Consider the following 13,328-nt stretch of genomic DNA (forward strand, 5'->3'; position numbering starts at 1 on the left):
AGTGTGCAGGATAAAACCCGAGAGAGTAGTGAAGTATTTGCTGATTTTACGATCAGTCGAATTCCTCATAAAACTCTCTCTAGTCTCAGTGTTGAACAACTCAACGACGTCAGGTCGGCACTGGTCGCTCAGTCCACCGAAACACGACACAGTCTAGATATCCGCATTCGACTCCCGCTTTTTTTTAGAGCCTACTATCTCGTTCTGTTTGCAGGTCGTGATCGAAGACGTAAAACACACAATTTAGAGTTGAACCGGATCGAGCGTTTGCCCATTGGTTTACGACGAACTGTCTACCTGCTGGTGTCTGGCAGTTTAATGATGACCGCTCTTATTGTATTGGCTGCAGCTCTCTATCTAATCAAAAGCTTTGCTGGTATCGATTTGATGCCCAATTCTCATCTTAGTGATTATCTGCCTTTTGATCTGTTTCAGGAGGCTAAGGACCTGTTAGGTCTCAAAGGAACGTCAAATGAAAAGTGATCTACTGAAGCTTTTGTTACCGATAACAACGCTGTTTTTAGCGGGTTGTTCTGGTTTTGAACGAACCATCGATGTACCAGAGAGAACACTGTTAACGTCGATTGACGAATACAACACTTCATTGAATAAACGCTCACTGCATATTTTTGATCCACTCAATATTGAGCCGCGGGTTAATCAACTTCAGCTTGAGAGAAGAGCTGACCAATTTACCCTGATTGCTGACTGGACAACCCTAAAGGGTAAAGAGTATCGAGGTGTGCCCAGTACAGATTATGCCGAAGAGGTCGTGCGTCGTTTTCTGGTAACGGCACCCAAGACAAACCTTGAAAGCCATTTGCTAGCTGCCAATGACCTGGCGCAATTCTCCTCGGACTTCAGCTTTAAGCCACTATCTAAGCTCGATCCTTATCAATTAGATAGTGAGCAATTTCAGTTCGTCGCTGAGGATTTGATCTCTCTGCTAAACGCTTTACATCAACAGTCTGCACAGGTGAGGGGTTTTCAAACGATAGTGATTCTGACGGATTGGAGTGTCGTTGATGAAAATTTAGTCAATGCCATTAATCGATTGCGTCAGGCATATCGCTACCCAGAAGGCCACCTTATTCAATCAAAAACGCCTAAATGGATGTCGCCAAAAGAGTTAAAAGGTAGCTGTATCTATTTGATTGGAATCAGTAACTCTTTATCAAGATCGCTTATAGATCAGATCGGAGACTGTGGTTTTTCAAGTGCTGCAGACAAAATAATGCCGCCTGAACAAATGGCGCATTTTGTTGAGAGAGTACTTTATAAAGGACCTAAAGATAGTGATGGCGATGGTGTTTTTGATTACAAAGATCAGTGTCCAAGAACCGCTTTAAATGCGCTGGTCAACTTTAACGGTTGCGAGAAGTTTGCTGATGAGTAAGAGGGTAATGAATATGTTTAACACGAATAGCTCTGTTCTGAGCGCTCTCTGTCTGTTAATGGCATTCACGGTCAATAACGCGTCGGCCAATTCACTGCCCGAGCGTCAGCAGCGTCAAGCAGCGATTAATGCGGCTCCAACCGGTCAGGACTTACCCTTAGAGGAGGTCCCTTTGGGGGTTGTGAAAAGCTTAATCATCGATGAGTTACAAGAGCCTTCTGAGATAGAGAAAAAGATTGCAGAGACGCTGAAGCCGGTTGAGTTAACGGAGAAAAGCCGCGATTTGAAAACTCAGCCTTCGCTTGAGCAATTTGGCTATGACATGTTCACTACGCTTGCCACAACCTTTGCACCCGTTGCAGGTATTCCTGTTCCTGAAGATTACATCATTGGGCCAGGTGATACCTTTGTGCTGCAGATTTTCAGTGTGACCGATTTGGAGTATCGACTTGTCGTCACTCGTGAGGGTCAAATCCTGGTTCCAGAAATTGGCGCCATTCAAGTTGCGGGTCTCAATTTTTCAGACGCTAAACTGTTAATCAAAGAGTCCATTGATCGCGTCCGAGTCGGTGTGAAAAGTATCGTAACGCTAGCTGAGCTTCACTCCATTCAGGTTCTAATGGTCGGTGAAGTCAATCAACCAGGCACCTACACGGTGAGTGGTATGAGTTCTCTACTGAATACGTTGATTCAGGCTGGGGGTATTAAACGAACCGGCTCACTGCGCTCCATTCAGGTGAAGCGTCAGGGGCGGGTTGTTGCAGATTTTGATCTCTATGATCTGCTTCTACGGGGTGATGACAGCGGAAATGCTTATCTGCGCCAAGGGGACATCATCTTTATCAAACCTATCGGAATGACGGCAGGTATTGCGGGAGAAGTGCATCGACCAGCAATCTATGAAATCGAGGAAGAGCAGAGCGTTACTGACTTGCTCAAACTGGCTGGTGGACTGTTGCCGACGGCTGCCAAAAGCACCGTTATGATAGAACGTATAGGTTCAAGCGAGTCCTATGAGTTGATCTCTGCCGATATGACGAAGCAGGGTGGGGATATTCGTCTGATCAATGGCGATCTGGTTAAGGTGCTACCAGTGATAGATCGTGTTGAAAATGTTGTGTTGCTTGATGGTCATCTGCTTAAACCCGGTGCAATGCAGTGGCGAAGCGGTATTAAAGTCACTGATCTGATTAAGGATGTTGCCACTCTTAAACAGGGCGCTGACTTATCAACCGCACTGGTAGAGAGAGAAAATCCTGTTAGCAAGAGAACAGAGGTACTCTATTTTAATTTAGGTAATGCACTCTCTAACCCATTTTCAGAAGATAATTTGACTTTGCAGGCGCGAGATCGAATTGTCGTTTTCAATACGCACGATCAGCGTGCAGATCAACTCAATAATCTGGTTAAGAGAATGGAGCGCGAGGCGTCTGCATCAGAGCTTTCACCTCTGGTTCGGATCAAAGGGTTCGTTCGTCATGGCGGCACCTATCCAATCGCCAATGAGATGCGCTTAACCGATTTGATTGAGTATGCTGGTGGCTTCCAGGTAGGTAGTGATCGCTCCTATGTAATTTTGTCGCGCACCGATGCTGACAGCTTAAAGGTGGATGTGACAGCGTTGGATTTAACAGAGAATCGCTATAACCCTAAATTGAAAGCAGGGGATGAACTCTTCTTGTTTGGCCGAGACAGTAAACGATCTGAGATTTTAAAAGGTCTACTTGAGAAGCTTCGCCAGCAAGCTTCGATCAATACTCCTACACAAGTGGTTAAAGTGAGCGGATCAGTACGTTCTCCTGGCCTCTATCCCCTAGTGGCTGGAATGCGTATTGAGGATCTTGTGGTTGCTGCAGGTGGCCTAAAAGAGCAAGCATTCAACTCAGAGGCAACGCTAGCCCGTCGCTCAATTATCAAAGGCGATTATTCGCGCATAGATCAATACGATGTCTCTTTAATTCAAAGAGAAGGTATAAGCGAAGATTTAACCACTGTGTTGATACCCTCGGATCATCTGGTCATCAGACAAAAACCTGAATGGATCAGTAACCGTAAAGAGGTGACCATCGAAGGTGAAGTTCTATTCCCGGGCACATACACCGTTGATAAGCGTGAAACACTCTGTGGATTATTGCAGAGAGCCGGTGGCTTTACAGAGGACGCTTATCTCTTCGGTACGGTATTTACGCGTGAATCTGTCCGTCTTCGTGAACAACAGGCACTTGATCGCATGATGGGCGAGCTTGATGATCTGTTAGCGGATGTACATCTTTCACCAGGTTACCAAAAACAGGATAAACAGCCCGAAAACAACGGCGCAGAGGAAACTTTGAAAATCATCAAGCAACTGGCTCCTAAGCGTGCAGTAGGACGTATGGTGGTTGATATGGAGGCCGCTGTTAAAAACTGCTCAGAGCTGTCTGATGTGGTTCTAGAGTCTGGAGATCGCATTAGGGTTCCAAAATACCAAGATGAGGTCTCTGTCGTCGGTCAGGTCTATTTTCCAACGTCACACAAATATCGAAAAGATAGAGCCTCATTGGACTACATCAATCTAAGCGGTGGTATGAAAGAGTTAGCGCAGCATGAGCATGCTTTTGTGGTACAAGCTAATGGAGAGGTGATGAGTGTTCGTTCTAAAGCATCGAGTTGGGGCTGGTTAGGTAGCGCTTCAAACGTCAAAGTGACTCCAGGGTCTACTATCTATGTGCCGTTGAGTGTCGATCGAATCAATGGTCGAGAGTTCACACAATCTTGGGTCGATCTGTTCTATAAATTGACCTTATCAGCCTCAAGCGTCAGTTATCTTTTTAAGGGTAATTAATTATGAAGAACACAAATGAACCACCTATTCATATCGATCAACAGGTGGATCTTTTAGAGTATTTAGACGCTGTACTCCGCTCGAAATATCGTCTGTTGATCGCGGCCATTTTTTCAGCAGCTGCTGTCTTTGGTTTATCAAAGTTTGTGGATGATAAGTTTACCGCATCAGGAATCGCGGCTGTGAATATCAATGAAAATCCAGGTGGCGTAGCCCCAGAAAGTTATCGAGGTAGCGATGCCTTAGAATTATTAGAGCACGACTTCATTATTGATGTTGCACCTAGTAATGAACTTGATCGCTTGTTAGCTAAGTTAAATAGCTTTGAGTTTACAAAGTATTTTATTGATAAGCGCGGACTGCTGCCGATGTTGTTTCCCAACGAATGGAATGCAGAATCTGCCTCATTTCGTGAGGGGTTTGTTCCAGATTATCGAGTTGCCACTAAGATTTTTAGGGAAGAGCACGTTGGCCACTCTCATGATGAAAAAAGTGGTCTCTTGACCGTTTATGCGACCACTCACTCATCCGATTATTCTGCAGAGATTGTTAATCACTACCTTGCTGATTTTAATGCGTTTATTAAACAGCGCTCTGTAGAGACAATGAATTCTCGTCGTGACTATTTAGAACGCCGTCTGAGTGAGGTAAATAATATCGAAGTGCAACGTTCTATTTATCGTTTATTAGAAGCACAGTTGGGTGTCGAATCGATGATCCATGCTCGAGAGAATTATCCTTTTGAGATGATACAGCCTGCTAATCCACCGCTTTACAAGTCATACCCGAGCCGAAAAAAGTGGACCGTATTAGCTTTTGTAGGGGTGCTATTTTTAGGCCTCTTCTTTGTAATTGGGCTCGTCATTCTAAGAAAAATGAACGCTGCACTTTCTGAATACAAAGCCCGAGTTGGAAAGGTTCAAGCAAAGCCCATTTCTGGTGATGAGGTTACATCTCAGACTTTTGAAGAGTGGATTGATAAATAGAGACTCTCTATGCATTCGCCAGTTTCTATAGTGTCTATCTGTGATTCTGATACTCGAGTCTATAGATGACACTCAGGGCAATGATTATTGATGCATGGGCTAGACCATGGATATAAATATAGTGCACGGACAGTAAAGAGTTGAAAATATCGGTAATTAGTTTCGCAATGGATGCAACAAAAAATATGTTAGCTTTCCCCGTATGCTGAATAATTAACCAGTTGGTAGTCACTGCTTTCTTGAGTGTATAGATCATCAGTGCCACATAGAGCAAAGCACCCGTTATGCCAAATTTAAATGCCACACCTATTAAACCGAGATCTGAGCTGTAGAACTTATACCAAAAGATCTCTTGCTCTGTGATTGTCGCTGCACTTTGTTGACCAAATCCAAAAAATGGATGGTCCATCACAGTGTTAAGAGCAATCATGTAGGAGCGATAGCGAACACCATCATCGGCCCCTTCCATAACGGCAAAATATTGTTGAATGGCCAGTGTATAAAGCGGAATGATTAGAGCCATACCCAGGAAAAGCAATCCCATGCGTGGCTTTCTTGCAAACCATAGGTGATAGAGAAGAACACCCAGAATCATCATTGCCGTTGGTGCTCTTGCTTGAATAATGGACCATATCCAAACGGAAACACAAAATGTGATGCCCCAACCCAATTTTGCTCTTAAGCTTTCGGAAGTCACCATTAGATAGGCTGAAATTATGGTCGTTAGAAATAGAGCTACCTGTGGCGCTTTTAATCGATATCCTCGATGCTCGTCATGCGTTGTCATCCCTTTTATAGTTGGGTCAGAGGAGTTGTAGGCAGCTTCAAGATCGATACGGAAATAGTGAAATACATAACTAAAAACAATGGCAGCAAACACCAACAGAACGACTCTATTAATGTCCTCAACTTTGTAACCAATTCGGTACAAGAAGTAGAGAGTAGGGGCAATAAACACAATCAGAAATTCACGTGATGCCATCATGCTGGGTAGCATTGACACACCAGCATTCACAGAGAATTGATAGGCCGGTAGCACAAAGGTGTAAGCCACAAATAGCAGGGTGGTGAACACCCAAAAACTCCATCGAAGGTTTTGCTCTTTAACGTTCAGTGCTGCAACCAGTGCAGAGTAGCCAAATAGAATAAAGGTTAGGAGAAAACCGACCTCCTGTAATCTATTGGCCATAAAGTAATAGGCACCCTTAAACGCTGTATAGAAGATGACAGCCAGTGCAAAGGTGATAAGGGCTCGAGTCGAGATGAACACAGGGTTGATTAAGCCGATAGCAGGTTAATTTCGTTGACCATGAAACCTAGAACCCTATCCCAGGTGTACTTTTCACGTACCCGCTCACGACTCTTTTGTTCCAGTGTCTCCCATAGCTTTTGATCATGCAGCAAACGATCAATTGAGTTCGCCATATCTGCAGCGGTATCGTCTATGCATAGGTGGGTTAAGTGGTCCGCATCAATGCCTTCGGCACCCACCGATGTGGTTGAAATGGGAAGTCCTCTGCACATTGAGTTGAGCACTTTGACTTTTATACCTGAGCCAAAAGTAAGCGGTGCAATAAACACACGAGAGCGCTTGAACAGTGGCTCTAGGTCATCGACAAAGCCTAGCAATTGAATGCCTTGGACCTGTGCAACTCTGTCGACAAGACGTTGTGCAGGGTTACCACCAGCGATGTCTAGAATCAGGTTAGGATTGTTGGCCTTTATCTCTGGCCACACTTGTTCAATAAACCAGAGTAAGCCATCAACATTAGCCTCCCAACTGAGTGTGCCTACATAGAGAAGTCGCTTCTCTGTCTCTTCAAATTTGATGCTAGGGAGAGCAAGTTGTGTGTCATCCCCAAGGTGGTAGGTCTCTCTTGCAATATTGGTATCTGCACCAATTTTGGAGAGATTGTCTATATCGTTGGGTGATGCAAAAAATAGATCAGATCGACGACAGATTTCAGATTCAAACTTTGCAACGCGTTTGGCTTCGCAATTTGCGATGGTACGCATAACCCAATTATTACCCTCTTTGCCATAACGATCCCACATTAGGTAGGTGGCGTTATGAGCATGAAATATCACTTTGCCTCTGAAATGGTCGGGTATGTATTGAGCGGCTTCGTAGTGATCAATCAACATGACTTCGTAATCGTTCGCGATCTCTGCAATACGCTCTTTCAATTTTTTTGAGCCTGATCTTAAGACATTAAGAGGGATCGCTTTAAGATAGCTCTTAATCAAGTTTTTAGGCGAACGGGGTTCTTCAACCTTTTCGTAGAGTAACTTATCTAGATCGACCAACTGCGAAAATTCAGTTACATGTTCACTCCCATATTTAAGTGGGCAGGCCAGGGCAACAGAGTAGTGGTTGGTTAGGTACTTCAGCATATTCCAACTCTTGACTCGCCCACCACTATTAGCGGGGTAGGGAAGCTCTATGCTGATCATTAACAGTGTCTGTTTACTCATAATATTTCTCAAGTTGGCCTGTAAATTGCTTATCACTTCGCAAGTAATGGGTTTTCACCCAGTTAGTTAATGCAATTTGTGTGCCACATAGAGAGGAATTAGATGAGAGCTCTGTCGAAATTTTTATTCATTCTAGGATATCTATCCGTCATCGGACCACCTCGAGCGTCTAATCTACAGACTATGGAAAAAGCGGAGGCTGGTGAGTTGAAGAATCAGCCATTGGTCGTTGTGCTGATTGTTGAATACTTAATGAGATCGGTGATGCTGTTGCTTATCTTTTTTGGCATCGAATTCGTTGTAGGGAAGGCAATTTATGAAACCTACTATCTGGATTACCTTGGCCTGCTGATGCTCAGTGTTGGCGCGTTCCACACATTCAGTTATTACCTCTGCTTTGCCCTAATAAACCCCTCTAAGAAGATAGTTCGGTTCAGACTCTATCGACTGCTAAGAAATCTAGCCTACTCTTGGTTGCCCGGAGTTGGGATTGTCGCAGTGATCTTATTGGTAGAGTTTTTACAGGAGAAAGACCCTTTTACCCATCTTGATATGGTCGTAAACGTTTATCTTATCTCAACTGCACTGGTGTTATTGATCGCTATGATTGAGTGGGCGCTAGTGAAGCGTCATCCACTGGGCTTGGATGTTGAATAATAGTGAATTGATCAGATACGCAAGCGTATTCAAACTGTTGCAGATGAACTGAATCAAGGTTTTTAAGCGTCAAGCTGTGACCGTTTATATTGATCTGCTTTTGCACCAGTTGTAGCAGGGCGATGAATGAACCATCCAGCCGAGATAGGCCTTTGAGATCGATGACCCGAACTCTCTCCTCTTCAATTAACTCAATTAATGCACTTCTAAGATTTGATAAGTTTCTGTGAAGTGCATCACCCGATATTTGTAGGGTGTTTGAGTCGTTTAGATAACTAAACTCCAAAGGTATCTGCGGTAGCTGAGACTGCTTCTGCATTAGTTTTTTATAGGGACGTATTTTTGTGAGGTATTGCCAAATAAATGCGCGACCATCATGCCAATACCGCTTAAATAGACTCGTCTCCTCCCATATACGCCATAACCACTCTAAACCGCTACGTTGTATCCAAAGAGGGGCCCTGTTAACCGTTCCTGCAACAAAATTGATGACCGCGCCCAGGTGTGAAATGACCGGAACATCAAGATTGTGGCGGTTTAGTTCGATCCATTGCTGGCCTCGTTTTGCTCCTAACGCAACAATTAAAAGATCCGCATCTGTCTGATTGATCTGTTTGATTATCTCAGGATCACTCATCTCATCCATCGAGCCAAAGCCGGGGCTGTAAAAACCAACGACTTCCATGCTGCTGTTGTCTACCGCGATCTTTTTAAACGCTTCAGCTGCTGTTCCATCAGGGCCTCCGAAAAAGACCAGTCGGATGGGGCGATGTGGGTTTCTATACTCTTGCCTAACCCTTTCAAACACTGAAGAGCCAGCGACGCGTTCCGGCAAAGGAATACCTAGAGTTTTTGCAATCCAGATAAGCGGCATACCATCCGCGACCACCCAATCTGAGTTAATGACTGAATCCCTAAATTGCGAATCATTTTGTGCAGTGATTGCAAAATTTAGGTTCGGTGTTGTGAAGAAGCAGCGCTCCTCTTTTAGCATCGCATCAATCAGATGATCTGTCGTCTCTTGCTCTGTTGTGCAATCAAACGGCAGCCCCATGACTGTCCATACATTGCGCTTTAGATCACGTGCAATCGCTTCTTCTCGTGTCATGATTTGGCTCTATTAGAATAGTGATAGAGTGACTCGTCGATTCAGTTGACGGCCCTGTTCGGTTTGATTGTCTGCAACGGGTTGGGATTCGCCCATGGAGGCTGTGGCCAGTTTTTCAGCTGGGTAGCCAATATCAACCAATGTTAGTAGGACGGACTCGGATCGATTCAGCCCCAACTGATCGTTGTATTGGTCACTGCGATTCCAATCGGTATGCCCATTCAAAATGATTGACGGACGTTGCTCACCCAGTGTCTCAACAAACTCTTTGAGTTTGACCCTCTCGGTTGGCGTCACTTCATAACTGTCGTTGGCGAAGTAGATGATCGGTAGCACAATGTTGACGACTGGTTGAGGCTTTAAGGGAGTGGCGATATTCGGCAACGAGTGCGAAAAATAGATCGTCTCGTTTTCGTTTTGTATCGGCTGTTGGCTGCAACCAGACAGGAGTAAGCTGACCAATGAACCCAGCTTGATGCCGTCATATTTTTTCATGATCACTCCTATCCGTTCACAACCGATTTCAACGGAGTCAGTAAACCTAGCCTCTTAAAGACTAAAAAGGGTGCCGCTAAACATTTAAGTTTCTGGTCCCGTTTTATTAATCCTGGCATTAACAGGCTGGCTCTGCCGTTAAAGGGCGCACTGAGAACAAACTGCTCAATATCGATCGCATTGCGGTGAATATCAGCCAAAGATTCGTGCGTTAAATGGGTATCACTGTAGTAGACCTTCTCTAGCTCAAGATGCAGATTAGAAATGGCATCTAGCCAGTGCTCATAACTCATCATGCAGTTGGGCGTAAGGAGCGAACGACGGACATTTTCTGGAAGTTTTTCCAAGATGTTTATCTGTCCATTATTGAACCGTTCAATCAACTCAATGGCCGCCTTATAGAAGATAATTGAGGTGATGCGCGACTCAATAAGTGCATTGGGTAGCTCTGATCCTTTTGACTCCGCCAATGTCAGCACGGCGGAGTCTAGGTGTTCTCGAAGGGCTTCGTACATTGGTTAAGCCGCTTTGCTGACTCGCTCAATGGCAGCATTCGGATCCTGATAGATCTCGAATAGCTCTTGCAGGCGTGTCAGTTCTAACAGAGATTGCACGGCTGGTTGAGGCGACAAGATCACCGCTGAACCACCCAATTTTTGAATGTTTTTGTAGACAGCGACTAGCACGGCTAAACCACTTGAATCGGTAAAGCTCATGCCTGCCAAATCGATGACAAGGTTGGTTTTTCCCTGTTCGATCATCTCGGTAAGCTGCTGTTTAACGCTGTTCGCATTAGCCATAGTAAGTTTCTCTGGCATGTGAACGACGTTAGCTGAATCGTAAGAACTGACTGTAAAACTCATCGGTAACTCCTAAGTTAATTATGTACCTATATATCCTTAGCAATAGGTGTGCCAACTTAGGGGTTTGTTCCGATTATCGAGGCAGATTTAGTCTATTTTTAATAAAACTTTTCACATCTGAGGGGAGGGCGTCAATTCTAATATCGGCTTGATCGCGATATGGGGCAATGTGACGTTCGAATCCAGGTCGCACTTGGTCGTTGTATTGACGACGAATGTCGTCAGGTTCACGACCTCGTTCAATTTGATCTCGTTCAAAACGGCGTTGGAAGCAGATCTCTTGAGGGACATCTAAGTAGATTTTGATATCAAAGGCTGAGACTAAATTCGGTTGTGACAGTAGAAAAAGCCCCTCGACCAAAATCACATCCAGTGGTTCAATGATCAAAGTCTCTTGTTGGCGTCTGTGAACGACAAAATCATAGGTCGGAATTTCGGTCGCCAACCCCTGTTTAAGCTCGTTGAGTTTTTTGGCCAATAGATCAAGCTCTAGCGCTTGAGGCTCATCGTAATTACTGAGCGGGTGACCAATAGGGTTGTAGAAATTGTCCTGACTAAACAGCGTGGCCGTTAATCCCTGTGATTGAATGCCCTGCAACAGGGCGTTAGCTACGGTGGTTTTCCCAGATCCAGAAGCACCGGCAACGGCAATCAAAAGAGGTTTCACGTCAATTCCATCGGTTCAAAATGTGCTCAGATTATAGAGAGATCAGTGCTGGAAATGAATAAGCCGCAATAGATGCGGCTTATTTTGAGTGACGTTATTAGCTGTTTTTAAAACGCAGTCGCCATAGGTTTGCATCATTGGCACGCTTACAGCTGATTTGATCGATCCAACTCATCATGATGTGTTGGCCACGCCCTGACTCTGATTCACCTGAATAGGGCTTAGGTGGGCATAGATGAGGAAGCTCAACGGAATATTCTTGAATATTGAACTCAATCCAGCTTTTAGAGGTCGTTGTGATGATCTCTATTGGAAGCTCCACATAATCTTCAGGCCAAACAGTATGTTCAACAAAATTGTTCAGTAGTTCAGCTAGCGCGGTTCTGATCTTAGAGAGGATTAGATCATCGGTATTAAGCAGTTTTAAGTGAAGATAGATATGATCCAGTGTCTTTTCTACGTCGCTCTCTGTAGGGCGTAAACTGGTCAGAAATGGCTGGACGTTCAACTCTGTCTCTTGGTTGTTTTCCGAGGAGCGTTTAATCAACATGACCGATACATCATCTTCTGGGGTCTCTTGGTTACCCCAATCATAGGCAAATTGCTTAATGATATCTAACTGAGTTGCGGCATCTTTACTGCGTTCACGTTTCAGTATGTTTTCGATCGCATTACGGCCTATGGCTGAGTTTGTTTCATCAACAATATCAAACAGTCCATCACTACTTAACAGCAATGAAGAACCTGGTAAAAAGGGAAGGGATCGTGTTTCAAAGTCGGCAAACTCAAACATTCCAACTGGAAAGCTGCCGCGGCTTATCTGCATCATATCACCCTGTTCGCTTAACACGCAGGGGTGAGGGTGTCCTGCTTGGCAGTACCTTAGGGTATTGGCTTGTTCATCTATCATGCCAAGGAACATAGTGAAGTAGAGGCCTGAAAAACGCTCACTAGGAAAGCGCTCATTCAGTCTGCGAACGATTTGATGAAGTGGTGGCAAGACACTTTGATTGATGTAGTAACCCAGCATCTGTTGAATGGCATTTTGTAAGGTAAAGGAGAGCATAGCCGATGCGACCCCGTGTCCCATTACGTCGATCTGATAGATCAGTACTTGATTGTTATTGGTTGTGACATATCCCATTGAATCACCACCAATGCCACGTGCTGTTTTAAAGTGTGTAGCGAGTTCTAGGGTGGGTGATAACCACTGATTCTTTGGTACATACTCCTCTTGAAGATGCGTCGCAAATTGCAACTCTTCCTCATTTTGCTTCTGCGCAGCTTCCAGTGCAGTCACGGTTTCGTTGAGTTGCTCGTTCTGGTCGGTGACACTTTTACGCATGCTTACCAAGCGAGCTCCTGCAGCCAGCCGTACACGAAGTTCCTCTTTAACAGCGGGTTTACGCAAAAAATCATCCGCGCCTGCATCCATACAGGTGACCAGCTCATTTTGATCATTCTCTGCGGTCAGCATAACGACGTAGGGTGATCCGTAACGCTCGTTGCTTCTCAGAGTGCGACAGAGTGTTTTGCCATCCATCTCTGGCATCACTTGATCTGAGAGGATCAATTGAAATTGGTCTCTCTCCAGCAGTGCGAGTGCCTCTTTACCATCACAGGCCTCAACGACTTCATAGCCTAGGTCTTTTAACATCGCGCCAAGGCGAGCTCGTTCGGTAGGGCTGTCATCAACCATTAGGATTCTATTGATATCAAAATGGTCTTGTTCGCTACTCTTAACTGATACTGCAATATTCATTTTAAAACTCGGTCTGTTTAGTTCCTATTGCATGAGGGTAAGCACAAACCGTGCCAACAGCTCTGAATCAAATATCTAGACTTTTTGCATTTTGC

At 44.7% G+C, this 13,328-nt stretch carries 13 protein-coding genes and 1 pseudogene; 5 read left to right on the forward strand and 9 right to left on the reverse strand.

Annotated features, from left to right (window positions below):
* Positions 1–3: 3 nt before the first annotated feature.
* The 3 genes and pseudogenes from XMG59_RS00440 to XMG59_RS00450 form a co-directional block, all read left to right on the forward strand.
* The gene (locus XMG59_RS00440; RefSeq protein WP_173480972.1) at positions 4–483 is read left to right on the forward strand and encodes a hypothetical protein; all 480 of its coding nucleotides are present in this window, start codon (positions 4–6) and stop codon (positions 481–483) included.
* Positions 473–1,396 carry a hypothetical protein gene (locus XMG59_RS00445; RefSeq protein WP_173498023.1) on the forward strand — a complete coding sequence of 308 codons (924 nt, stop codon included), beginning with the start codon at positions 473–475 and terminating at the stop codon, positions 1,394–1,396. The genes XMG59_RS00440 and XMG59_RS00445 overlap by 11 nt, the downstream gene beginning before the upstream one ends.
* 322 nt (positions 1,397–1,718) lie before the next feature.
* Positions 1,719–3,551 (forward strand): annotated as a pseudogene (locus XMG59_RS00450) (SLBB domain-containing protein); the annotation flags it as partial.
* Between the two features lie 389 nt (positions 3,552–3,940).
* Here the strand turns inward: XMG59_RS00450 and XMG59_RS12235 are convergent.
* Positions 3,941–4,078 (reverse strand): hypothetical protein, encoded by a 138-nt coding sequence (locus XMG59_RS12235; RefSeq protein ID WP_371731440.1) that lies wholly within the window; start codon positions 4,076–4,078, stop codon positions 3,941–3,943.
* A gap of 144 nt (positions 4,079–4,222) precedes the next feature.
* On the opposite strand from XMG59_RS12235, the gene XMG59_RS00455 reads away from it, so the two are divergent.
* The gene (locus tag XMG59_RS00455; RefSeq protein WP_173498024.1) at positions 4,223–5,206 is read left to right on the forward strand and encodes a hypothetical protein; all 984 of its coding nucleotides are present in this window, start codon (positions 4,223–4,225) and stop codon (positions 5,204–5,206) included.
* 34 nt (positions 5,207–5,240) lie between these two features.
* Here XMG59_RS00455 and XMG59_RS00460 read toward each other — a convergent pair whose 3' ends face one another.
* Together XMG59_RS00460 and XMG59_RS00465 are read right to left on the reverse strand one after the other, a co-directional pair.
* Entirely contained in the window at positions 5,241–6,476 is a 1,236-nt protein-coding gene (locus XMG59_RS00460) for a hypothetical protein (RefSeq protein ID WP_173480968.1), read from the reverse strand.
* 8 nt (positions 6,477–6,484) lie between these two features.
* Positions 6,485–7,681 carry a glycosyltransferase gene (locus XMG59_RS00465; RefSeq protein ID WP_173498025.1) on the reverse strand — a complete coding sequence of 399 codons (1,197 nt, stop codon included), beginning with the start codon at positions 7,679–7,681 and terminating at the stop codon, positions 6,485–6,487.
* Positions 7,682–7,783: 102 nt separating this feature from the next.
* On the opposite strand from XMG59_RS00465, the gene XMG59_RS00470 reads away from it, so the two are divergent.
* Positions 7,784–8,338, forward strand: a complete 555-nt coding sequence (locus tag XMG59_RS00470) for a hypothetical protein (RefSeq protein WP_173498026.1) — start codon at positions 7,784–7,786, stop codon at positions 8,336–8,338.
* On the opposite strand, the gene XMG59_RS00475 is transcribed toward XMG59_RS00470, so the two are convergent.
* The 6 genes from XMG59_RS00475 to XMG59_RS00500 all read right to left on the reverse strand — a co-directional run bounded on the left by XMG59_RS00475 (position 8,283) and on the right by XMG59_RS00500 (position 13,233).
* Positions 8,283–9,446, reverse strand: coding sequence for a WecB/TagA/CpsF family glycosyltransferase (locus tag XMG59_RS00475; RefSeq protein ID WP_173498027.1), 1,164 nt, complete (start codon positions 9,444–9,446; stop codon positions 8,283–8,285). The genes XMG59_RS00470 and XMG59_RS00475 overlap by 56 nt on opposite strands.
* 12 nt (positions 9,447–9,458) lie before the next feature.
* A complete protein-coding gene (locus XMG59_RS00480) occupies positions 9,459–9,941 on the reverse strand; it encodes an OmpA family protein (protein WP_173483972.1) in 483 nt (160 codons plus the stop codon).
* Positions 9,942–9,949: 8 nt separating this feature from the next.
* Positions 9,950–10,456 (reverse strand): hypothetical protein, encoded by a 507-nt coding sequence (locus tag XMG59_RS00485; RefSeq protein WP_173483971.1) that lies wholly within the window; start codon positions 10,454–10,456, stop codon positions 9,950–9,952.
* A 3-nt stretch (positions 10,457–10,459) separates the two neighbouring features.
* Positions 10,460–10,804, reverse strand: a complete 345-nt coding sequence (locus tag XMG59_RS00490; RefSeq protein ID WP_173488850.1) for an STAS domain-containing protein — start codon at positions 10,802–10,804, stop codon at positions 10,460–10,462.
* A 73-nt stretch (positions 10,805–10,877) separates the two neighbouring features.
* A complete protein-coding gene (locus XMG59_RS00495) occupies positions 10,878–11,471 on the reverse strand; it encodes an AAA family ATPase (RefSeq protein WP_173495580.1) in 594 nt (197 codons plus the stop codon).
* 97 nt (positions 11,472–11,568) lie between these two features.
* Complete coding sequence (locus XMG59_RS00500; RefSeq protein ID WP_173498028.1) at positions 11,569–13,233, reverse strand: SpoIIE family protein phosphatase; 1,665 nt, start codon at positions 13,231–13,233, stop codon at positions 11,569–11,571.
* Positions 13,234–13,328: the final 95 nt, after the last annotated feature.

The sequence above is a fragment of the Marinobacterium sp. xm-g-59 genome (assembly GCF_013283315.1).
Classification (GTDB): domain Bacteria; phylum Pseudomonadota; class Gammaproteobacteria; order Pseudomonadales; family Balneatricaceae; genus Marinobacterium_E.

What these genes read in the sequence shown, in the direction of transcription:
- XMG59_RS00465 (WP_173498025.1), bottom strand. Translation starts at nt 7,681, where the DNA reads ATGAGTAAACAGACACTGTTAATGATCAGCATAGAGCTTCCCTACCCC.
- XMG59_RS00485 (WP_173483971.1), bottom strand. Translation starts at nt 10,456, where the DNA reads ATGTACGAAGCCCTTCGAGAACACCTAGACTCCGCCGTGCTGACATTG.
- XMG59_RS00500 (WP_173498028.1), bottom strand. Translation starts at nt 13,233, where the DNA reads ATGAATATTGCAGTATCAGTTAAGAGTAGCGAACAAGACCATTTTGAT.
- XMG59_RS00445 (WP_173498023.1), top strand. Translation starts at nt 473, where the DNA reads ATGAAAAGTGATCTACTGAAGCTTTTGTTACCGATAACAACGCTGTTT.
- XMG59_RS00455 (WP_173498024.1), top strand. Translation starts at nt 4,223, where the DNA reads ATGAAGAACACAAATGAACCACCTATTCATATCGATCAACAGGTGGAT.
- XMG59_RS00490 (WP_173488850.1), bottom strand. Translation starts at nt 10,804, where the DNA reads ATGAGTTTTACAGTCAGTTCTTACGATTCAGCTAACGTCGTTCACATG.
- XMG59_RS00480 (WP_173483972.1), bottom strand. Translation starts at nt 9,941, where the DNA reads ATGAAAAAATATGACGGCATCAAGCTGGGTTCATTGGTCAGCTTACTC.
- XMG59_RS00470 (WP_173498026.1), top strand. Translation starts at nt 7,784, where the DNA reads ATGAGAGCTCTGTCGAAATTTTTATTCATTCTAGGATATCTATCCGTC.
- XMG59_RS00475 (WP_173498027.1), bottom strand. Translation starts at nt 9,446, where the DNA reads ATGACACGAGAAGAAGCGATTGCACGTGATCTAAAGCGCAATGTATGG.